At 43.3% G+C, this 22,145-nt stretch carries 24 protein-coding genes and 7 tRNA genes; 2 read left to right on the top strand and 29 right to left on the bottom strand.

Going from position 1 to position 22,145, the window contains the following annotated elements:
* Positions 1-20: 20 nt before the first annotated feature.
* From ATG71_RS03015 to ATG71_RS03050, 8 genes are all read right to left on the bottom strand, one after another.
* Positions 21-102: transfer RNA gene (locus ATG71_RS03015), tRNA-Leu, on the bottom strand.
* 65 nt (positions 103-167) lie between these two features.
* Positions 168-243: transfer RNA gene (locus tag ATG71_RS03020), tRNA-Lys, on the bottom strand.
* Positions 244-247: 4 nt separating this feature from the next.
* Positions 248-322 (bottom strand) — tRNA-Gln (locus ATG71_RS03025).
* 79 nt (positions 323-401) lie between these two features.
* Positions 402-478, bottom strand: a tRNA-Asp gene (locus tag ATG71_RS03030).
* Positions 479-588: 110 nt separating this feature from the next.
* Positions 589-660 (bottom strand) — tRNA-Glu (locus tag ATG71_RS03035).
* Positions 661-676: 16 nt separating this feature from the next.
* A tRNA-Ser gene (locus ATG71_RS03040) sits at positions 677-767 on the bottom strand.
* A gap of 7 nt (positions 768-774) precedes the next feature.
* Positions 775-849: transfer RNA gene (locus tag ATG71_RS03045), tRNA-Asn, on the bottom strand.
* A 115-nt stretch (positions 850-964) separates the two neighbouring features.
* Entirely contained in the window at positions 965-1,435 is a 471-nt protein-coding gene (locus tag ATG71_RS03050) for a SprT family protein (RefSeq protein WP_098438440.1), read from the bottom strand.
* A gap of 144 nt (positions 1,436-1,579) precedes the next feature.
* Between ATG71_RS03050 and cmpA the strand changes: the two genes are divergently transcribed.
* Positions 1,580-1,693: a cortex morphogenetic protein CmpA gene (cmpA, locus tag ATG71_RS03055; RefSeq protein ID WP_098438441.1), complete on the top strand. Its 114-nt coding sequence runs from the start codon at positions 1,580-1,582 to the stop codon at positions 1,691-1,693.
* Between the two features lie 93 nt (positions 1,694-1,786).
* Here cmpA and ATG71_RS03060 read toward each other — a convergent pair whose 3' ends face one another.
* The 14 genes from ATG71_RS03060 to acpS form a co-directional block, all read right to left on the bottom strand.
* The gene (locus ATG71_RS03060; protein WP_179886441.1) at positions 1,787-3,970 is read right to left on the bottom strand and encodes a Tex family protein; all 2,184 of its coding nucleotides are present in this window, start codon (positions 3,968-3,970) and stop codon (positions 1,787-1,789) included.
* Positions 3,971-4,055: 85 nt separating this feature from the next.
* Positions 4,056-4,652, bottom strand: a complete 597-nt coding sequence (locus tag ATG71_RS03065) for a PP2C family serine/threonine-protein phosphatase (protein WP_098438443.1) — start codon at positions 4,650-4,652, stop codon at positions 4,056-4,058.
* Positions 4,652-5,449 (bottom strand): RNA polymerase sigma factor SigB, encoded by a 798-nt coding sequence (gene sigB, locus ATG71_RS03070; RefSeq protein ID WP_098438444.1) that lies wholly within the window; start codon positions 5,447-5,449, stop codon positions 4,652-4,654. Before sigB ends, ATG71_RS03065 begins: the two co-directional genes overlap by 1 nt.
* Positions 5,427-5,894: an anti-sigma B factor RsbW gene (gene rsbW, locus ATG71_RS03075; RefSeq protein WP_034763252.1), complete on the bottom strand. Its 468-nt coding sequence runs from the start codon at positions 5,892-5,894 to the stop codon at positions 5,427-5,429. The genes sigB and rsbW overlap by 23 nt, the downstream gene beginning before the upstream one ends.
* Complete coding sequence (locus tag ATG71_RS03080) at positions 5,894-6,226, bottom strand: anti-sigma factor antagonist (RefSeq protein ID WP_098438445.1); 333 nt, start codon at positions 6,224-6,226, stop codon at positions 5,894-5,896. The genes rsbW and ATG71_RS03080 overlap by 1 nt, the downstream gene beginning before the upstream one ends.
* A 75-nt stretch (positions 6,227-6,301) precedes the next feature.
* A complete protein-coding gene (locus ATG71_RS03085; protein WP_098438446.1) occupies positions 6,302-7,312 on the bottom strand; it encodes a PP2C family protein-serine/threonine phosphatase in 1,011 nt (336 codons plus the stop codon).
* Between the two features lie 10 nt (positions 7,313-7,322).
* Entirely contained in the window at positions 7,323-7,724 is a 402-nt protein-coding gene (locus ATG71_RS03090; protein ID WP_034763056.1) for an anti-sigma regulatory factor, read from the bottom strand.
* Positions 7,725-7,726: 2 nt separating this feature from the next.
* Positions 7,727-8,083, bottom strand: a complete 357-nt coding sequence (locus ATG71_RS03095) for an STAS domain-containing protein (protein WP_034763058.1) — start codon at positions 8,081-8,083, stop codon at positions 7,727-7,729.
* Positions 8,080-8,910 (bottom strand): RsbT co-antagonist protein RsbRA, encoded by an 831-nt coding sequence (locus tag ATG71_RS03100; RefSeq protein WP_098438447.1) that lies wholly within the window; start codon positions 8,908-8,910, stop codon positions 8,080-8,082. The genes ATG71_RS03095 and ATG71_RS03100 overlap by 4 nt, the downstream gene beginning before the upstream one ends.
* 406 nt (positions 8,911-9,316) lie before the next feature.
* The gene (gene ndoA, locus ATG71_RS03105; protein WP_034763063.1) at positions 9,317-9,667 is read right to left on the bottom strand and encodes a type II toxin-antitoxin system endoribonuclease NdoA; all 351 of its coding nucleotides are present in this window, start codon (positions 9,665-9,667) and stop codon (positions 9,317-9,319) included.
* A 4-nt stretch (positions 9,668-9,671) separates the two neighbouring features.
* Positions 9,672-9,953, bottom strand: a complete 282-nt coding sequence (locus ATG71_RS03110) for a CopG family ribbon-helix-helix protein (protein ID WP_032085355.1) — start codon at positions 9,951-9,953, stop codon at positions 9,672-9,674.
* Positions 9,954-10,079: 126 nt separating this feature from the next.
* Positions 10,080-11,285, bottom strand: coding sequence for an alanine racemase (gene alr, locus ATG71_RS03115; protein WP_098438448.1), 1,206 nt, complete (start codon positions 11,283-11,285; stop codon positions 10,080-10,082).
* Positions 11,286-11,510: 225 nt separating this feature from the next.
* Positions 11,511-12,524 (bottom strand): LolA family protein, encoded by a 1,014-nt coding sequence (locus ATG71_RS03120; RefSeq protein ID WP_098438449.1) that lies wholly within the window; start codon positions 12,522-12,524, stop codon positions 11,511-11,513.
* Between the two features lie 211 nt (positions 12,525-12,735).
* A complete protein-coding gene (gene acpS, locus ATG71_RS03125; RefSeq protein WP_098438450.1) occupies positions 12,736-13,086 on the bottom strand; it encodes a holo-ACP synthase in 351 nt (116 codons plus the stop codon).
* Between the two features lie 134 nt (positions 13,087-13,220).
* Here acpS and ATG71_RS03130 point away from each other — a divergent pair, with 134 nt between their 5' ends.
* Positions 13,221-13,805, top strand: a complete 585-nt coding sequence (locus ATG71_RS03130) for a rhomboid family intramembrane serine protease (protein WP_098438451.1) — start codon at positions 13,221-13,223, stop codon at positions 13,803-13,805.
* Positions 13,806-13,848: 43 nt separating this feature from the next.
* Here ATG71_RS03130 and ATG71_RS03135 read toward each other — a convergent pair whose 3' ends face one another.
* From ATG71_RS03135 to ATG71_RS03165, 7 genes are all read right to left on the bottom strand, one after another.
* On the bottom strand, positions 13,849-15,306 hold the full coding sequence (locus ATG71_RS03135) for a PH domain-containing protein (RefSeq protein WP_286162899.1): 1,458 nt from the start codon (positions 15,304-15,306) through the stop codon (positions 13,849-13,851).
* Entirely contained in the window at positions 15,296-15,775 is a 480-nt protein-coding gene (locus ATG71_RS03140; protein WP_098438452.1) for a PH domain-containing protein, read from the bottom strand. The genes ATG71_RS03135 and ATG71_RS03140 overlap by 11 nt, the downstream gene beginning before the upstream one ends.
* 97 nt (positions 15,776-15,872) lie before the next feature.
* Positions 15,873-16,835, bottom strand: a complete 963-nt coding sequence (gene uvsE / locus ATG71_RS03145; RefSeq protein WP_098438453.1) for a UV DNA damage repair endonuclease UvsE — start codon at positions 16,833-16,835, stop codon at positions 15,873-15,875.
* Positions 16,836-16,882: 47 nt separating this feature from the next.
* Positions 16,883-17,854: a nuclease-related domain-containing protein gene (locus ATG71_RS03150; protein WP_179886442.1), complete on the bottom strand. Its 972-nt coding sequence runs from the start codon at positions 17,852-17,854 to the stop codon at positions 16,883-16,885.
* 298 nt (positions 17,855-18,152) lie between these two features.
* A complete protein-coding gene (gene cshA / locus ATG71_RS03155; protein WP_098438455.1) occupies positions 18,153-19,673 on the bottom strand; it encodes a degradosome RNA helicase CshA in 1,521 nt (506 codons plus the stop codon).
* Positions 19,674-19,934: 261 nt separating this feature from the next.
* Complete coding sequence (locus tag ATG71_RS03160; RefSeq protein ID WP_098438456.1) at positions 19,935-20,624, bottom strand: alpha/beta hydrolase; 690 nt, start codon at positions 20,622-20,624, stop codon at positions 19,935-19,937.
* Between the two features lie 87 nt (positions 20,625-20,711).
* Positions 20,712-22,088, bottom strand: a complete 1,377-nt coding sequence (locus ATG71_RS03165; protein WP_098438457.1) for a UDP-N-acetylmuramoyl-tripeptide--D-alanyl-D-alanine ligase — start codon at positions 22,086-22,088, stop codon at positions 20,712-20,714.
* Between the last annotated feature and the right edge of the window lie 57 nt (positions 22,089-22,145).

The following is a 22,145-nucleotide window of genomic DNA, read 5'->3' on the forward strand; positions in this document are numbered from 1 at the left end:
TAAAAGAGGTTTTTAAAGAGTGCGGGTGAAGGGACTTGAACCCCCACGCCTTGCGGCGCCAGATCCTAAGTCTGGTGCGTCTGCCAATTCCGCCACACCCGCATATATTTTTGTTTTTCACATTGGAGAAAAACAATGGTAAGATATTTTGCCAAGGCAAAAATCTTTGGTGAGCCATGAAGGATTCGAACCTTCGACCCTCTGATTAAAAGTCAGATGCTCTACCAACTGAGCTAATGGCTCGCTATGGCTGGGCTAGCTGGATTCGAACCAACGCATGTCGCAGTCAAAGTGCGATGCCTTACCGCTTGGCTATAGCCCAATACTTTTTCAAAAAGTGACGAGGTTTTAATATTAACATGTCCACCTCAATGAAGTCAATTGTTTTTTAAAAATAAATCTGGCGGTCCGGACGGGACTCGAACCCGCGACCTCCTGCGTGACAGGCAGGCATTCTAACCAACTGAACTACCGGACCAAAGTTTTTTCGAGATAGGGAAAATAACTATCCTTACCCTGCGTAAGCAAAATAACTTTCATTACCTTCGCGATAGCGAAAATAACTATCCCTACTTCAAGCAAGTAAAATGACCCGTACGGGATTCGAACCCGTGTTACCGCCGTGAAAGGGCGGTGTCTTAACCGCTTGACCAACGGGCCACGTTATAAATAGAAATGGCGGAGAAGGAGGGATTTGAACCCTCGCGCCAGTTGCCCGACCTACACCCTTAGCAGGGGCGCCTCTTCAGCCACTTGAGTACTTCTCCATAAAAATGGCTCCGCAGGCAAGATTCGAACTTGCGACCGATCGGTTAACAGCCGATAGCTCTACCACTGAGCTACTGCGGAACGTGAAGTATTCTTACGCTTAACTCGTCTTATCGACTCTTTAGATTATAATGACTCATCAATTTCTTGTCAACTACTTTCAGGCACTTTCTCCACAAGAAAAACACCTTTTGATCTACCCTTTTTCAATCACGACTTCCTTTACGAGGCGAAGTTTCCCTTTACAGCGGCCACACACATATTTCGTTGTATTGATTTTTCTTTTTCTTTCAAAGTTCAGACCGCACTGAGAACAGACATAGTATAACACCCGACTTCTCCTGTTCACACTGGGCAACGAAGAACAATGCCTTGACCCCCCGACGTGCTTGAGCAGGCTCTTAAAGTCATGATCCCCATGTTTGTACCCTTTTCCTTCAATATGCAAGTGATAATGACATAGCTCATGCTTTATAATTCCAATCAATTCTTCCATTCCGTGCTCATCCAGATACCTTCGATTAATATCAATATCATGGCTGCGCAACATATATCTTCCGCCCGTGGTGCGCAATCTCGGGTTAAAATACGCCTTATGTTGAAATGGCTTGTGGAATGATTGGATTGAAATTCTTTCAACTAATTGCTGCAGCTCGGCATTCGTCATACAAATCCTTCTTTCTTAATTAGAACATGACAACCTATTATAGCATAAACTAGGTATCACCTTATTGTTTCAAACTGACAAACCACTCGGAGAAAGACCGTTTTCTATTTAGCGGCACTTTCAAAAAGATAAGGAGGTTCAACCATGCCAAATTGGCTTGTCAATCAATTGAGGAAAGCCTATTTTGAGAAAGATCGATACCAGATCAAACTTCTTAATCAATGTTGGAATTTCTACAGGAAGAAGAACTGCTCTTAATGATGTTTTTCTATTACAAAGTCATTCCATTTTATATAAAAAGAGCTGACCTTCTGATAGCTCCCTATCACTCAGTCAGCTCCTATCCATTTCTTAAGGGACCATGGTCAGTGCAACCCTGCCTTTTTTGACATCTACACTGTCAACCCACACAGTCACAACATCCCCGACTGAAACCACATCTAATGGATGCTTCACGAAACCATTTTTCAGCTTTGAGATATGGACAAGTCCATCTTGTTTTACTCCAATGTCAATAAAGGCACCAAAATCGACTACATTTCGCACGGTTCCTTGTAATTCCATTCCTTCAGATAAATCCTCAAGCTTCAGAACATCCTTCTTCAGTAGCGGTTTAGGAAACTCATCCCTCGGATCCCGACCTGGTCTAATCAGTGAATCGATTATATCCTTCAATGTCAGTTTCCCAATTTCCAACTCTTCACACACTTCATCTATATTTAATTGTTCCAAAGACTGTTTAAGTTTATCTGACCCGACGTCATTTACACCCATTCCCACTTTAGAGAGGAGCTTCTTAACATCGGTATAGTTCTCAGGGTGAATAGACGTCCTATCAAGTACTTCTTTCCCATCCATTATCCTCAGAAAGCCAATACACTGTTCAAACGTTTTCGCACCCAGCCTTGGGATTTTTTTTAATTGGACCCTGGATTGAAACTTCCCTTCTTCCTCACGCTTTCTCACAATATTGTTGGCCACTGTTTTAGAAAGCCCCGCTACATATTGCAATAAGGAGGAAGAGGCAGTATTTACGTTCACACCCACTTGGTTAACAGCCGTTTCCACTACAAAAGTTAACGATTCGTTCAACTTCTTTTGGGAAACATCATGTTGATATTGCCCGACCCCGACTGATTTAGGATCGATTTTCACTAATTCAGCTAACGGATCCTGTAATCTCCGGGCAATGGAGACAGCACTTCTTTCTTCTACTTGTAAGTCAGGGAACTCTTCTCTCGCCACATCAGATGCAGAATATACGCTTGCCCCGGCTTCGTTGACTATTAAGTAAGAGATATTCCCGCCTACTTCTTTTAATAAATCCACAACGAATTGTTCTGTTTCCCTCGACGCTGTTCCGTTCCCAATAGCCACAACCTCAATCGAATATTTTGTCAGAATCAATTTAAAGGCGTCCTCCGCCTTATTTCGTTGAGCTTGAGATGTATGTGGATAGATGACATTGATATCGAGGGTTTTCCCTGTTTCATCAATGACAGCTAACTTACACCCAGTCCGAAATGCAGGATCGACCCCCAATACCATCTTCCCTTTCATCGGAGGCTGAAGCAATAATTTACGCAGGTTTTCAGAGAAGATATGAATGGCTTGATCTTCCGCTTTGTCAGTTAACTCATTCCGGATTTCTCTTTCCACCGATGGCTGGATGAGCCTTTTATAACTGTCCTCCACTGCTTCTTTCACCAGAGGTACGGAAATGGAGTGGATATTCTTAATGACCTGCTTTTCCAAATAGTTTTGAATACCTTCTGTATCTGGCTGGATGTTTACTTTGAGTATGTCTTCTTTTTCCCCTCTATTCATTGCAAGGACACGATGGGGGACAACTTTGTGAATGGGCTCCTGATAGGAGTAATACATTTCAAACACTTTTTTTTCGTCCAACTCTTCTTTCTTCACCTTTGATTCGATTAACCCTTTACGGAATGTATATTTTCTTATGTAATCCCGGTAAGAAGCTTCATCGGATACGTATTCAGCAATGATGTCCTTGGCTCCACCCAGGGCATCTTCCACAGTGGTCACTTCATTCTCTTCTGAGATATAGTTTGAAGCTTCACTTGTAAGGTCGCCTTTTAATGGGAAGGTCAGAATCCATTCAGCCAGGGGCTCCAGGCCTTTTTCTTTTGCTACGGTTGCTTTGGTACGCCTCTTTTGTTTATATGGACGATATAAATCTTCTACCATTTGCAGCTTATCTGCTTTTTGAATGGACCGGGCTAATTCTTCCGTTAACTTCCCCTGTTCTTCTATGAGACGGATGACTTCTTCTTTTCGCTGCTCAAGGTTCAACAGATAATTCCACTTGTCCATGATATTGCGAATCTGGACTTCATCCAGTGCGCCTGTCTGTTCTTTTCGATAACGTGCGATGAATGGAACTGTATTCCCTTCCTCCAGAAGAGAAATGACGTTCTTTACATTCTTTATTGATAAGTTCAATTCTTTGGATACTTGATGAAGTAATGGTTCTTGCTTTGTTAATGTTGCTGCCAATTGTATTACCTCCATTGATAGGATTCATTATTTATTTTACCATATCTGTCTTTGGGGATTGAAATAGAGCTTATAAACAAAAAAACTTACCCTAAGCCTGTTAGAGTAAGTTTCCAATGATATATGTTGTATCATCTGATGTGCCGTCTACTAATGATTGTATATCACCCAGCGCCCCATGAAGGGTCGGATATCTTTGAAGGATATTCTTTACGCCGGAAATATTCAATCCATCTGAATGAATGAGAAATCTTGAGTTATTATTATAATGAAAACGTTGTGTTTTATACGTTTGAGGCCGTCCGGAGAGATAGCCTGTGACCGGTAAGGGATAGGTCATCTTTCCTTCGGGTGCATACATATAAAAACGGATATTACCTACACAACTATACACAAATTCTTTGGAATGGTAATATGCTTTAATAATCGCCACGGCAGCTCCACGTTTCTTCTGAAGGACATCATTGCAAAGACTCATGAGGGTCTCGACATCTTCATGATGATTTCTTTCCACAATCTCCACGACAGCATGTGACGATTCATATGCATACTTTCCACTGCCTAAACCATCGGCGAGGACACAGATAAAGTAATCGTTGGTGGAAGTATAGAAATAACTGTCCCCACAAAAGGGATTCCCATTTTTCGATACTTGTTCTGCGTAAAGCTCTATTTCATTTTGTTGAAGATAAGCCATTAATAATGACTCTCCGAATCGCTCATCTCTTCCTGGATGGCTTCCCGAAGCTTTTTAATCGCTCTTCTTTGCAGGCGGGAAACATGCATTTGTGAAATACCGAGCTTTTCCCCAGCTTCTTTTTGGCTTAGGTTTTCTAAATAAGTGTGTTGTATAATCGCTTTTTCCCTGTCGGAAAGGACATGAAGGACCTTCTCAAGAACGAGTCGCTGGTTAACCTTTTCATAACCTTCATCCTGATCTCCCACGATATCCAGTATCGTTACCGTACTTCCTTCTGAATCAGCCTCAATGGAGTGATCCACAGATAAAGCCTGATAACTCCTACCCATTTCCATCGCTTCCAGAACCTCTTCTTCACTCACTTCCAGGTATTCAGCAATCTCATGAACCTGTGGAGAACGTTCTAATTTATTTGTTAACTCTTCAACCGTCGATTTTATTTTCGGACCAAGTTCCTTAATTCTCCGGGGAACATGTACACTCCATGTTTTATCCCTTAGGAACCGTTTGATCTCCCCGATAATGGTTGGAATCGCGAAGGCTTCAAATGACCTGCCGAAAGATTCATCGTACCTTCTGATTGCTCCAAGCAACCCAATCATCCCTACCTGGATTATATCCTCATGGAAAGACCTGCCCTTTGAATATTTCCTCGCAATGGACTCAACAAGGTTTTGATAGTGCAAAATGAGTTGGCTTTGGGCGTCATCATCCTGGGTCTCCTGATAATCCTTGATCCATTTGAGTACTTTTTCTTTTTGAGCCTGCTGGTTAGGTTGAGATAGTTTTTTCATCCCTCTCCACCTGCTCCCCTGATAGGAATTTAGTCATAAAGACTGTCACTCCCTCCTTGTGATGCACTTTAACATCATCCATAAGGCTCTCAATAAGGTAAAGGCCTAACCCACCTTCTCTTAAGAACTCAACAGAATGATCGGCATGATAAGGACCAACAGCACTGCGAATTTCTTTGAAATCAAAACTTTCACCGTGATCAGCCACCATCACTTCAAGGCGATCCCCATACAGTGCGAACCCGACAACGACTTCTCCATCATTATCTTTATACGCATGCTGAACCGCATTAGTGATCGCTTCACTTGTGGCAATCTTCAAATCCTCAATGGCATCATAGTCAAACCCCATACGACTTGCAATTCCCGAAAGCGTCAAACGAATGACCCCGACATATTCCGGCTTTGCGGGGATCTTCATCTCGATGTAATCAAAAGCTTGCATCATTCCACTCCACCTTCTACTTTGGAATTGATATTCATAATATCCCCTAAACCTGTAATATCAAACAGTCTTTGTAAACGATCAGACAATCCAACCAGATTAAGCTGTCCACCACGGGCCTTAACCGTTTTAAACAGACCGACGAACACGCCGAGTCCCGTACTATCCATGTATGATACTTCAGAAAGATCGACTGTTATATCTTTATCATCAGTTTCAGCAGAAGGCTGAAGCGTTTCTTTAAGCTTTGGAGCTGTATATGCATCAATTTCACCGGCTACTTTAACGAGCAGCTCGTTTTCTTTTTCTTTCATATCTATTGATAAGTTCATAAAAAGACCACCTTTTTGGCAACATTATAATACGTCTCTATTCATTTACCCTATTTCTGATAAAAATAAACCACATTACGAATTTCTTTTTATGATGATTAAGGTGAAATCGTCCCTTAGCTCAAAATGCTGCAGCTTCTCAAGTTGCTTATACACATTATTGATGATTTCCTGAGTAGGGAGATGCGTATACCGGCTGATCAACTGGACCAGATCCTCCCTCTCGATGAAACCTTCTTCCGTGCGGCATTCCGTTACTCCATCGGAAAGGAGAATGATCATGTCCCCCACTTCCACACGTCTTTCGTATTGTCTGTACTTTGCTTTTTTATCCACACCTAATAGAAGGCCCTTGGCATCAAGGTCCTCATATTCATTGGTTGACGCTCTATAAAAAAAGCCGGGTTCGTGCCCAGCTGATGAGTATGAAAAAAGATGTTTCTCAGAATTATACACGCCGTAGAACATAGTAATGAACATACTGGCGTCCACGTTTTGTTCGACTACCCTGTTCAAACTTTCCAACACAGCATTTGGTTCATGGCGATACTCTGGTAAACTGTCCATTGCATACTTGATCATGGACATACAAAGAGCCGCTGGTATCCCCTTCCCGATCACGTCCGCAATGGCCACACTGACGCTGTCATTTTCATCCTGGACGAAGTGATAGTAATCACCGTTCATCTTCTTCGCCGGTACACTCACCGCTCCAATATCCAACCCTTCGACTGAAGGAATGACTGTCCCAAGAAGGGTTTGCTGCATATTGGATGCGACATCTATTTCATTATTCAATTCCTGTTGTTTCGTTCTCAAGCTTTGATGTTCACGATAGGCAAAACCATAACCTATCATGACTTCCAGGAGAATATCAAAAGAATGCAGCACCTGATGCGGTATGTCTGGTTCCATCTCCAGGATGACATTCTTGTGGAGACTGATGATTTCTTCCGGTGATACGTGGTGCTCAATTGATTTACGACTGAATTTCTGTCCCAAATAAAGGGCTTTCTCATCCTGGTCGTTTAAATAGTGCTCAATGATCTCTCTATATTTTGAATCCATCAATTCTCTGAAATTCATATAACTCCCCCTAGCGGAGCCACTTGGTCGCCCTGATATCTGTCCCTTCACCTGGTACAGATTCAACGTTAAATTCGTCCATTAAACGCTTAACTCCAGGCAAACCTGCTCCTAATCCGCCTGATGTGGAATATCCATCTTCCATTACTTTTCTGATATCGGCAATACCAGGGCCCTCATCTAAGGCAATGATGCGCACGCCCTTTTTTCCGGCGTCAAATAATTTTTCAATGCAAATTTGACCGTAGCCGGCATATAAATAGATGTTCCTTGCTAATTCGCTGATAGCCGTAGTGATACGAGCTTGGTCAACTGTGCCGAATCCGAGCTCTTTCGCTACATTCCTCCCTAACTGGCGGGCAGCAACGATGTCCCATTCATTCGTGATCTTCACGCAGGATTGGCTATCCATACCTAGTCCCCCAGTTCCAATTGTAATTTCTCCAGACCTTTTTCCAGATCCAAAGCGGTCAGAACGTCCTCTAACCTGATTCCAAGCTCTATCAACGTAATCGCTACAGCAGGCTGAATGCCCGTGATGACAACTTTTGCTCCCATCAACCTGGACATATTGATCACATCCCCAAGTACTTTAGCGATGAACGAGTCTATAAAATCGATGGAAGTGATATCGATCACTACTCCCCTTGCACTTGTTTCGTGAATCTTCTGGAGAAGATCCTCCTGAAATTGAAGGGCTGTTTGATCATCCAGCTCCCACTGAATGGAAATCAATAAACAATCATGCAGCTTTAAAATTGGTATTCTCACTCTAATCCCTCCGTCGAAACTATTTTTCGATTTGTCATTTCAAGAGCTTTTTCTATTCCTTTTCGTAACGTACTGTTTGTGCTGAACTGATTAAGATCAATTCCCAAATTGACGATCGTCTGGGCAATCTCCGGTCTGATCCCCACCAGCATGCACTTCGCCCCTACTAAACGTACGGCTTCAGCAGCCTGGATGATATGATGGGCGACCATCGTATCCACCACCGGAACACCGGTAATATCAATCAGAACGACTTCCGCCCTGTGCTTCACCACACCGTTCAACAGGTTTTCCATGATCAAACGGGCACGTTCAGTATCAATGGTGCCGACAAGGGGCATAATGGAAATCTTTTCGAATACCGGTATCAATGGTGCAGATAATTCCTGTAATGCTATCTTTTGAAGGGAAACCGTTCTTTCCCATGATTCTGTATAAGCTTTTATGACTCTGTTATACATCGGCGTCAGCCATTGATCGAACTTCTCAACCTGTGAAGCGTGATTTTCTTCCGTGATCAGCTGTTCCTCCGTCATGCCTTCGTATACCACTTTACCAAATGTCCCTAAAGCGGTTGTTACAAATGTTAATGGCCACCCTAATCTAACAACCTTTTCAGCGAAATCTTCAAGACGGCTGTTGAATTCTTTCGAATCTCTCAAATTAGCGGCAATCATTTCAACAAACTCATGGCTTGTCTTGGTGAAGACCTGATCCGAAACGACGTGAAGAAACTTCTCATCCGCTTCATTTCGCATACGATCCATCCAAGTACTAGTGATATCTGATTTATTGTCCTGAATATAAGCCGTGACTTCACTAAACATTTTGTTCTCTCCATTCTATCATATGAAATTTAACCCCAGCATTTATACCGATTGATGTAACCCAATCTTAAAGTAGTTTACAACAAAGAACGAAAATGACTTAATTACTTTAATATTAACAAATAAATATGGAAAAGAAAAAGCCTATGCCTTTTCGGGTATTTTTATTTCTTTCTTTTCCCATTATAGATTGTTTGCCTGGTTTTGTCATAAAATTGTCTATATTTCCATTATCCAGATACCTCTTCCAAAACAGAATCCGGCATCAATGGGTAGTGAAAATAAAAAAAGCAAAACAAAAAGGCTTAATGATCAAGCATTCGTTGATCAGCAAGCCTTCTGGTTTGCAGTTAAACTGTCTCTATTATATACGTGATAATGGATATACACGAAGGACAGATATGAGTTAAAACTGGATCAGACCCACACTGATTTGCAGGGCGTCGTCCACTTTCTCCATCATCTCATCATCCAGGTGTGTAATCTTATCGGTAAGACGTTGTTTATCAATCGTTCGAATCTGTTCAAGCAAGATAACGGAATCACGTTCAAAGCCATAACGTTTTGCATCAATTTCAACATGAGTAGGCAGTTTTGCTTTTTGAATTTGTGCGGTAATGGCAGCTACAATAATTGTGGGACTAAACCTGTTCCCTATATCGTTTTGAATAACAAGTACCGGCCGAACTCCGCCTTGTTCTGAACCTACAACAGGAGAAAGGTCTGCAAAATATACGTCACCACGCTTTACAATCAAAGGATTAACCTCCGCTTACTAAGCGTTCGACTGTATGTTCTGCCTCATATTCTGCTTGAATCGCTTCTGAAGCGATTGCGAGATTAATCTTCGCCATTTCCATATAGCCGCGTCTCATAGATTCACGTAATTGTCTCTTCTTACGCTCTCGTAAATACATTTTGGTTGCACGATAAATAAACTCATTGCGATTCACATTTTCTTGATCTGCAAAGCCGTCCAATTCTGTAACGAGCTGTTGCGGTAGACGAATTAAGATTTCTGTTGTTGCGCTGGATTCAGACACAAACTACACCTCCACCAATCACTACATACCGTTTCTGTTCATTAACATATTTATCATACCATCAAATACAGGGAATGAAAAGTTAATTTATCAATCTCTTCTATTATCCACCAGTTAAAATACTAATTATTCATCAAATAGGTCGTTATTTTCCTGTGGACTGTCCATCCCTGTCGATAAGAGCTTATTCGACACTTCCGTCGCTTCTCCGTTCTGTATATATATGCGCGGTACTCTTGTCGAGATGATGCAAGGGATCTCATAGTTGATGGTATCAAGCTTTTCGGCGATTTCATCCATCATTATGGCAGCCCCATCCTGCTTGCCGATCAACGTGACGCGGGTACCGATCGGCCGGGATTCAGGTAGACGGATCATACATTGATCCATGCAAATCCTTCCAACAATTGGAACTCTCTTCCCGTCAATTAAAACGTCCTGACCCTGTAATTTCCGCAGCCAGCCATCTGCATATCCGATCGGAATCGTCCCGATCCATTCCGATTCCCCTGCTTCATACGTAGCTCCGTAACTGACTTTCTCACCAGCTGCAAGTTCTTTTGTATGAATGAGTCTGGAATGGAGTGAAAAGACTTCCTTCAATGGAAATGGCAGTTCAGGTTTCATCTCGATCGATGGTGTAAGGCCATACATGGCAATCCCCACTCTTACAGCATTAAATAGGGTATTCGTTTTCCTTAGAGTAGCAGCACTATTGGAAGAGTGGATATACGCAGGAAGCGATTCCAGTTGTTGAAGCATATATTCGAAGCGCCTCAACTGTTCGTCAAGATAGTCATCATTCAGTTCATCCGCCGTAGCAAAATGGGTAAAGATCCCCTGAAGCTCGAACTGTGGGTGAGAATGAATATATCCCTCGATACCCTTTAATTCGTCCGAGGTCCGAACGCCTATCCTCCCCATACCGGTATCACACTTGATATGAAGGCATAAATGATCTTCTTTCGCCAACTGTCTTTCAGCTTCCACGAGCCATTCCTTGTGGAAGACCGTTAAGGAAATGTCCAATTGAGAAGCAATCTTCACATCTTTTGGTCTCGTAGCCCCAAGGACAAGGATCGGAGCGGTGATGCCTCCCCTTCTCAAAGAGATCGCTTCATCCAGAAAGGCAACGGCCAATCCATGCGCCCCTGCAGCGAGGGCAGTGAGAGATGTTTGAACATCCCCGTGCCCGTAAGCATTCGCCTTTACAACGGCAAATACATTCACATCATCAGGGATATGACCTTTAATATTTTTTACATTTTCATATAAATGATCCAAATTGATTTCAGCCCATGTATCTCGAAAAAATTGCGTCTGGGTTTCCACTCTGTTCACTTCCTCATATCGTTACACAAAACATTGTCATTCTATTCAAGAATACCATGGATTATTCATATTATCATTTATTGTGGTGAATAGATTTTGGGATTTTCAGCAGGAATGGGTTTTGAGGGGGGATAAGGAAGGATTTAGGGTCGGGGGCGGGACTTTACTCCCTATCCCAATGATTGAAAAGAGGCGGACCAGATAGGCCCGCCCCGATCAACTTCATCATTTCACCATTGAACCTTGCACGGATTGTGCCACCATGACCATTTCCGAAGGAGTGAGGTCATTTGATGCGAGCATATAATCCACACCATTATTCGTCCACCGGATGGATTGATCCGTCATGGCCGCTACGGTGAAGCCAAGGTCCACCAATTCCCCCTTGAGGGACGTAGACACAGTCATCGTAGGGACGACAGTCGTCTTCTCTTGAACGATCGTAAAGGATTTTTCGCCATCATAGGTTAGAATGACGCGCTTTCCTGTATCTGTCGCCACTTCTTTTTCTTCTATCAATTCAGTACCGGTGATTTCAGACATCGGGTACAAAACGGTGAATTCCGTATCTTCCACTGCCGCTGTCACAGGAACCTCAAGCTGGGCGCCGGTCATATTTTTCTTCATATCGAAATCTTTTTTATCAAACGCGGCTTTCATGTCCATCTTAGAGAATTCCACTTTCACAAGCGGGTTTTGATCTGAATCCATCACATTAACAGATGCAGGCGTCAGGTCTTTCTTGTTAAAGGCAATCTCCTGTGTAGGGAGCATCTGACTGTTCTGGTAACGTGTTTTTGTCGTAAAGACATAATGATTTTTTGTTTCCTTGAAGGTGGCTTCTTTGTCTTCTAAAACATCTTTGACAAGTGATTCATACAAGTATGCCTGACTGCTGTTTTCAGGCCAGTTGCTTTGGAATCGGAAGCTTTTATTCAGAGCCGGTGTCAGGACGAACACTCCCTCATCATTACGCAGGATCATTTGGCTTTGATCTTTTGTAGCATTCTTAAGGGCTACACGATAATAATTAGGGTCATTATGCCATACTTCCACATCATAGGTTTGGGGTTCTTCTCCCACCTGCAGGGTCATCTTTGCATCTGCTTTGTACCCCTTCATATCTTCTACTTTTGCCTTAAGGTCCTTGGTTACATCGTCTTTCGATTTTTCTCCACAGGCAGCGAGTGCAAGCACCGCCAACATGGCCATCACTAGTATCACTAGCTTTTTCTTCATTTTTTCAACCCCTTTTGTCCCAGGATAAACGTAATTGAGAGAGGGGAAGGCCACTTGTCAAAGAATGGACGATCCTTGAAAGAATGCCCGGTTCCATTCGCCAACGAACCGCGATTGTTAAACAACTGGCCTTGTCTCTCCTATTGCACTACTGAATATATGAGACAACCTGAGGGATTATGCTAGTGAAGATGACAAGCTTGAAATTTAATTACTCTTCAATGACGACCTGGGCTGCTGCAAATTCCCTGCTATGAGTGATGGACAGATGGGCATGGGTTCCCTCTGGCTTCGAAAAATAAGGCTTTCCTTTCCGGTCCTTACTGATTTCAATATCCCGAAACGAAAGCATCGTCCCGATCCCGGTTCCATGTGCTTTCGCGTACGCCTCTTTCGCTGCAAAACGTCCAGCCACATATTCGATTCTGCGCCCTTCACTCAACGAAAAGAACGTATCCTCTTCTCTTTCCGTCAGGATCCTCTTCACGAACCTGGGCTGCCGTTCCAGTAATTCCCGTATACGCCCGATTTCTACGATATCCAACCCTATTCCTTTAATCATATGCTACTCCCCTTCTACTCTTGTCCTGTCCTGCATATTTTAATAATGAACTCCACTCGTGATTTTCATCATTTTCTTATACTATAGTACTAACCGTTATTTTCGCGTACCCAGCCCATGTAGGAGGATACACTATGTTTGTACGAACTGAAAGTTTTTCTCAATTTCTACGATACTATCCTATTATTTCCTTGATTGTCCTGATTCATATCGCCCTATTTGCGGTCAGTGCCCTTCCCGTCTTCCCTCAATTGTGGGTGTACGAACAACTCGCTGGTGTGAATGTATTCATAAAAGAAGGGGAATGGTGGAGACTGATCACCCCGATCTTTGTCCATATGGGGTTTGCCCATCTATTATTCAACTCGTTTTCTCTTGTCCTATTCGGACCACCTTTGGAAAAACACCTTGGCAAGGCAAAGTTCCTTGCCCTTTACTTAGCAAGCGGTGTGTTTGCCAATATCATCACCTATCTCATCAAGCCCCTTACCTATAGCCACGTCGGAGCATCAGGGGCCATTTTCGGATTATTCGGCTTCTATATTGCTATGATCGTTCTGAAAAATCATTTCATCACCAGGGAAAGCCGGCAGATCATCCTCCCAATCGTGATCATCGGGGTCGTGATGACCTTCATGCAATCAGGCATTAACATTGCCGCCCACATCTTCGGATTGATCGCAGGCTTCGTCATCGGATGGATTTCCGGGAGGAAATAAGCATATGCAAGAAGCGGCCAGAATGAAAAGGCCGCTTCTTTGTTTATATACTATGGGAAAACCAGGAGGCAATCCTTTTCAGATCTTCTTTCTTAAGGTCCCTCACCTGACTCGCATAACCGGCGGCACCTGATTTCACCGTAGTCGTGAGACTGCCTAATCCTTTTCTTGCCTGAAACCAACTCTCTTTCGTATCAAGGGACTGAATCCGATTTTTCTTCATATACATCGTATTCTTCAATACCCCTCTATACCGTAAAGATAACTGCCCCCCATCGATTCTGAATCCGCCTGCGCGGTATTGAAAGTAGCCGAGCACTCCAAAAGGCAGGATCAAGAGCGCTGCCCAAAGACCATATGGCCAGAAGAAATAGCAGGCGGCAGCAAGTGGGACCAGTATCCAGACCGATTGTCTAAATACATACCTCCTCATGGCACTTACCGGCAGCCCTTTAAAATCATCCTGGATGATATATTGGGGAAACAATCCATTTAACAACTCCGGAACCTGTTCCTTCTTAATAATCGGGAACAACTTAATACTCATACTGTCTTTCTCTAAAACAGACCCACCGGCATTTTCAATATGAACGGTGCAATACCCAATCAGCTGCCTGATCGGGTTCTCTACTATCCTGATCCCTTGAACCCGGTTTAACGGGACCGTCACCTGCTTCTTTTCAAGGAGTCCTCTTGTCATGACAATATGTTCATCCACTATTTTGATCTTAAAATCACCATAAATGATAAACGTCCAGACGATCGATAGGAACCAGGCAAGCATAAGCCCTAAAAATGCCGTCAATGCGACGATGAACACTCCACTTTTTATAAACACGGCCACTTCCTCATATACAGCCTTATAGGGAATGAGTTCATTGAATTGGGATAAGAATAATGCAACCCCTGAAATAATGACCCCTACTCCTCCCGAGGTCGCCGCAAGAACCCAGATGTCTTTTTGACCAAGGGTGAAAAAAGGTTCATCTTCCTGAATGGCAGACTGCTCCAGAGAAAAATCCTCCTTCACGCTCTCACCCTTCTTCTCCCGATAAATCATCTGTTCTAACTCCAGTGCTTCCTCCTTAGAAATAGCGGTCAGTTCCGCTTCCGACTCCCTGGAATTTGAAGAGCCCGCTGTTTCGACCTTCACCTTTACAAGCCCAAAGGGACGGTGTAACACCCCTTCCGAGAAGTTCAGACTCTGGATCCGTTCAATTGGGATATACCTCTTCTTTTTCACAAATAGCCCGTACTCGATCCTTAGCTCTCCTTCTTCAAGCCGGTAGGTGAAACGAAGCCACTTAATAATTCCGAAAACCAGAACGATGACAAGGACAAGAAGCATCGATAGAAGGGGCAAGTAATCCCAAAATCCACTCTTCTCCCCCCGATTGTTTATGACAAACAAAAATACAAATGGAACAATCAAATCTTTCAGTTGTTTAACAAAACTCGCCACAGCCGATATTGGGTGAAGCCTTTTATGTTCAGACATCATCTTCCGCCACCCTCGCCAGCTGCGATATCGAATTCCTCAGTTCATCCGCTTCTTCCATGTCCAAAGCTGGGATCTCGTGGACGTTTGCTGCAGTGGAGATGGTAATCGTCGATAGTCCGTATCTTTTTAAGATCGGTCCCTGTACTGTATCAACATGCTGGACTCTCACCATCGGCACCAGCGTACGTTTCACGATCAGGATTCCCCTCTGCAGTTCGATTTCCTGTTCCCTCACTTCATACCTCCACCTTTTCCACTTGATGGTCGGAAGTAAAAACACGAACAAATATGTAAAAAAGATGAATACACCTATAGATATTACGGTCACCCAATGGGACCAATCAAATATAAACGTCAAAACAATGGCTCCGACTGCCAAGGAGGCCACAACCAACGACTCCAACACTCCATATATCTTCCATACTCTCAAAGCCATTGGTGATATTCTCTTTTGCGGTTCCCCAATCATACAAATCCCCCTCTCTCTTTTACTAAATCTTACAGTAAATATACGTTTCGGAACAGAGATGGTTTCAGAATGTGGGGAGAATAAAATTTCATGATATCTACTTCACTATAAAGGAACTTTTATCGACCCATTCAATTCCTTCCTTTCCTTGCAGATCTTCAACCAGTCTAAACAACGCATCATCTTTTTTCTTGGCTTCGATCATACAATCGATTTCATCGACCGAGCCTTTCATTCCGTGTAAAAAGTCGAGGAACATCCGGGGATCGATGAAATCAGCATGAGCTTTATACTCTTCCATGGACCGGGGGCTGGATATATGCATCTTCACCGGCAAAGGAGACTGACTCCATGTCCCGACCACTCTATCCCAATCCAGCAGCCAGTCTCTTTCGTTATAGGCTAGATGGTGATGATAATCAAATACAAGAGGAATGCCGAGTTTCTCGCACAAATAAAGGGCATCCGCCGCGCTGAACACCGTATCATCATTCTCAAGGATGATCATCTGCTGAAGAGAAACCGGGGTCAGCCCCCAATTATGAATAAATTGCTCAAGCGCCTTTTCCTTATCTTCATATGCCCCACCCACATGAAGAACACAGCGGTGGGTCGGATCGGTTCCCATCCCCTTTAACAAAGCTTCGTGCATCTTCAACGTCTTCAACGTATTTTTCATCACATCTACATCACTGGAATTCAACAGAACAAAGTGATCAGGATGAAACCCCACTCTCATTGGATGAAGCTTCAGGTACTCTTCAATCTCTCCTAGCTCTTCCTTTAACGGAGAAATGAAATCCCATCCCTTCAATTCTGGATGATTGGCAAGGGGAATCAGTTTTGAACTAAACCGGAAGAAATGGATTTCATTCATGACATTATGCTTTAACAGCCTGAGGCAATTTTGTAAATTGGAGCGGGCAATCCGTTCTAATTTATGAATCGCTGCCTCCCGATCCTTTATGCCAGCGAATTGCTTATAAGTCATCGTTTGGGAAGGCGAAGCATTTTGAAGATTCATGCTCATGGCTACATAGCCGAGTTTTACGAGTGTCATGGACGTCGGACTCCTTTTTGGAGTTAGTATGTGCTTTAGATGTGGAATTATCTCGGGGGTTTTGAATAGGTGACAGATTTTGTTTCTCCGCAGGTTTTGAGATGAAAGGATTTCAATATTTTGTAGGCTGTGTTTCTTGATTGCAGATGGAGAAAATTTCTAAGTTCACTATTGGTTAGGTGGTTGTTTAGGAGTGAGAAATATTCGTGGATAGCTGTGATGTGTGCAGTCTTAGAAGAGTGGCGGCACTTAGGGCAGGACCAGGATGCACTGACTCGGATCATGGGGATGTGCTGGCAGTTTTCGCAGCGTATACCGGTGAGGATGTCACCTTTTGTAAGGGAGTAGGCTTTTAGGATATCAATTTCCGGATCCTCATGTTTTTTTATTATGAGCCTTTTCATTTTTAGAAGTTCTTTATATGTCACGGTTGAGATTGGATGTTTTTCATTCAATTCTTTGATCTTATCGATGATATTTTGAGCATGTATTATTTGTTTGTACGGATCGTCCGGCGCGGGGGATACAGTGTAATTCAGGGTGGTTGACGGGTTGCTGAATACGACGAGATGTTTGATTGGAGGATGCTTTACTCTGTGGGTACTGAACCATTTTTGGAGTAATAATTTATATCTTAGGACTTGGGATACCGGGTCCACAAACCCTTCTGTCACTCCTTTATGAGTCCGGGTAAGCTGTTTGATGAAAGGATCGATGGTTACGATTCCCGATATGTTTTTTACTTCGATGATTAAAATATAGAATGGGGTGAGGATGAGAAAGTCCATTTGAAAATGGTTTGAGAGGATGGGGAGTCTTACATTGTAGAAGATCTTGTATCTTTTATCTTTGAGAAAAGTGAGATGGTAGTAAATAGTGGATTCTCCGTTGTAGCCTGCTCTTCTTTTTCTTAAATCCTTTTGTATGAGGGGGACTTTTAGATGATGTTGGACGATCCGGCCCGATAATGCCTCTGTTTTTTCAAGAATTAGCGGGATTGTTAGCTCTTTACAGATCAATTGATCACTCTCCTTATTGGGTATGGGTATTTAGTTCGCCACAGGTTGGGAAACTCCTTCTTTCGGATTGGAAATATTAACATATTAATATTGATTGCGTCATTTCGGGGTCTGATTGCGTCATTTTTCGGATAATTGCGTCGTTTTTTAATTTATTGCGTCATTTCAGGTGGTAATTGCGTATTTTTACATAAATTGGAACAAATCACTCTCCGTCGATCACTACCCCCACTTCCAACAACCCCCCCCAACAAAAAAACACGACAACCCCTAAAGGTCGTCGTGTCCTATTATCTAATCAAGAATTGTTATAAGATTTACGCTTGCTTGAAGATTGTGGTCTGCCGCCGCCAGTACGGTTGCGGTCTCCGCCACGGCTTCCGCCTCCGCGATTTCCACCGCCGCTGCGTGAAGAAGATCCACCGCGACTTCCGCTGCGAGCTCCACCTTTGTATCCACCGCCGCGATTTCCGCCGCCACGATTTCCGCCGCCTCTTGATGGTAATGGGCGTTCTTCCGTGATTTCTACAGGAGTAGTATCCGGCTCTTTGGTCAATACACGAATCGCTGCAGCTACTGCTTGCACAGGATCGTGATCTCCAAGGAATTCTTCTGCTAATTGATAGTAATCTTTAAGATCGCTTTCCTTCGCAGCTTCAACCAGCTTCTCAAGTGCCATGCGTTGCTGACCTTCAAGTGCTTCGTTTAAGCTAGGCGGCTTAAGGGCCGTCATTTTCTTCTTCGTTGTTTGTTCAACGATCTTCAGGTAACCCATTTCTCTTGGTGTAACAAAAGTGATGGACATACCTTTCTTCCCTGCACGACCTGTACGTCCGATACGGTGAACGTAGCTTTCAGGGTCTTGAGGAATATCAAAATTGTAAACATGCGTTACGCCTGAGATATCTAATCCACGGGCAGCAACGTCTGTTGCGATCAGGATATCGATGCGTCCTTCTTTGAACTTCTTAAGGACCGTCATACGACGGGCTTGAGAAAGATCTCCGTGAATACCTTCTGCAAGGTAGCCGCGGATGCTAAGAGCACGCGCTAATTCGTCTACTCTGCGTTTTGTACGACCGAATACAATCGCAAGTTCCGGTGATTGTACGTCGATTAAACGTGAAAGTGTATCGAATTTTTCTTTTTCGCTGACTTTAGTGAAGTATTGTTCGATATTTGATACCGTTACTTCTTTTGATTTCACCTTGATGACTTCCGGCTCTGTCATGAAACGGTTCGCAATGCGGCGGATCGGATCCGGCATTGTGGCAGAGAATAGAAGTGTTTGTCTTGTACTTGGTACAGTCTCAAGGATGCTTTCGATGTCTTCGATGAAGCCCATGTTCAGCATTTCGTCTGCTTCGTCAAGTACTAATGTTTCAACATTTTCAAGGTTGAGTGTTTTACGTTTGATATGGTCAAGTAGACGACCTGGTGTACCAACGATGATATGAGGGTTCTTTTTCATCGCGCGGATTTGACGCTGGATGTCCTGACCTCCATATACGGATAATACGCGGGCACGCTTGTCAGCTCCGATACGGTATAACTCTTCAGAAACCTGGATTGCAAGTTCACGGGTTGGCGCAATGATAAGAGCCTGGACTTTAGGGTTCTTGACATCGATCTTCTCGATCATCGGAATACCGAATGCTGTCGTTTTCCCTGTTCCTGTTTGTGCCTGGCCGATGATATCCTTACCTTCTAAACCGACTGGAATCGTACTTGCCTGAATTGGTGTTGCTTCTTCAAAGCCCATACGTTTGATTGATTTCAACGTAGATGCGCTTAAGTTTAAATCTGCAAACTTAGTCAATGTTACATTCTCCTTTAATTTACATCTTTTATAACTAATCAATATCTGATTATATTTTTAGGTCGGAACGAAATCTTACCCACCGAAAGACTTCGGTATCTAATCTAAAACCGTCTATATGAGATGTTTAGTTTTATGTTTGGTACAAAAAAATACACCCTTCAAAATAGAAGAGCTAGCACGTCCAACAAATTAAGAACTATGTTGTAGTTATGTTACCACTTCTAGAAATGAATTTCAATCTAATGTCAAATAGTCAATCTATTCAATTTGAAGGAATTGGTAGATCTTATCAAAAAGTTCGTGCTTATCTTGGCTGTGACATATCAAGTGTTTGGCTTCAGGGGAATAAAATAGGTTTTTCTTCTTTGAGGAAATAGTCTCATATATATATTTCGCAGCTTTAGGGGGGACTATTCCATCATTATTTCCTTGGGCGATAAAGGTTGGGATGTTTACCTCCCGAAGGAGCGGACGAGCAATACGGACGACTTTCCTGAATTCGTATGTGGACAGGATCGGGGTTTTGGTCACTTTGAATCTGTACCGTTTGTACAGCTCGTTTTCCAGTATATTCCCCTTCATTCCTTCTTTGATCAAATTTCCAATATCTTTCAGTAACTGCTTGGCATTTATATAGTAGGCCGCCGCACTTAACAGGACGAGCTTATCTACATCATATTTGACCGAAAGATACGAGGCAATCAATCCGCCCATTGAGAATCCGATTACGTACACTTCGTCACATGTGTCCAAGAGGGTTTTCAGCTCGGACTCGGCATGTTCGATCCACTCGATATGCTTAATCCCTTTCAGTTCGAGGGTTTCCCCATGACCCGGAAGAGTCGGCACGACGATTTTCCAATCGGTTCTGTCCTGGAGGAATTCAGCCAGGGGTTCCACTTCAAACGGACTCCCTGTGAAGCCATGGATTAATAAACAACCGATCATGTTATCCCCTCTTACTTATTAAAAGGTAGGGAGCGAGCCACTCTCCCAGCTTAAGCTCATTTTGCTCATTTCTATGAAGGTTTAAACTTATGCCTTTAATCCTTCAATGATTTCTTCCAGTTTCATTCCTCTGGAAGCCTTAAACAGAATCAATTCATCCCCTTTGATTAAGGAAGACAGTTCATTTGTCAGACTCTCTTTATCCGTAAAAGAGTGAACGCGCTCTTCAGGGAAATTCTCGAGTGCCCCTTTTGCGATGAACGTTCCAAGCTGTCCAAACGCAAACACCTGCTGGACCTTTTCCTGATCGATCAAGCGTCCGATTTCTTGATGGAATTCTTCTTCGTCATCTCCAAGTTCGAGCATATCACCCAGGACGAGGATTTTTGTACGGAATCCTTCGAGCTCTGATACAAGTCCGATGGCCGCTTTCATGGAAGTGGGGCTCGCATTATAGGCATCGTTGATGATGCTTTCGCCTTTCTTCCCTTCCACCATTTCCATCCTCATCTGAGTCAGCTTCAATGATTGAAGGCCTTCTTTCATCTCCTCTACGCTCAGTCCGAAATGACGGGCGATCAGGATACCGGCCAGGGCGTTATGGATATTATGCTGACCCAAGACAGGCAGGAAGAACGTATCGCCTTCAGCGACAGAAGTTTCAAAATAACTTCCTTGATTGTTCATTTCGATCTTTGTCGGGTAGATATTATTGGCTTCGCTTCTGCCGAATGTCTCCATATGCTTCAGGTCGAGTCCCTTCACACCATCCTGCAGGAGAGGCTCATCTCCGTAGTAGGCAAACAGACCATCCGGCTTCAGACCCTTTACAATTTCGAGCTTAGCTTTGGCGATACCTTCCCGTGAACCAAGATCCTGAAGATGGGATTCCCCGATGTTCGTGATGATGGCAGCATCAGGCTGAGAAATGTTAGATAGGAGTTCGATCTCACCAAATCCGCTCATCCCCATTTCAAGCACAGCCACTTCCGAATCCTGGGGCAGGGAAAGGATCGTTAACGGAAGGCCGATATGGTTATTATAATTCCCCTGTGTTTTATGCACACGGTACTTTACAGATAATAGATTGGCCACAATATCCTTGGTGGTTGTTTTCCCATTGCTTCCTGTAATACCGATTACCTTTAGATCCAGCTCATGGCGATACTTGTTCGCTAAAGCCTGAAGGGCAAGGAGTGGATCTTCCACCACGATCACAGGTATGTCCTCAGGGGGATTAGGGACATTCACATCCCATAGTGCTGCAGAGGCTCCATTTTCAATCGCCTGGCGGGCAAACTGGTGACCGTCCACATTCTCCCCCTTAAAAGGAACAAACAAATTGCCGTCTTCAATTTTTCTTGTATCGATGGAAACACCTTTTACGACCACTGAATCAAATGCAGAAAGGTCATTTTTCACATCAAGCATGGTACATATCTCTCTAATCGTCTTCTCGAACATTCGTTTTCTCCTTTTACTCATTATTCATCAAAACAGACCAGGGACTCACCTCTAGAT

The organism is Bacillus sp. es.034 (genome assembly GCF_002563655.1).
Taxonomy (GTDB): Bacteria; Bacillota; Bacilli; order Bacillales; family Bacillaceae_B; genus Rossellomorea.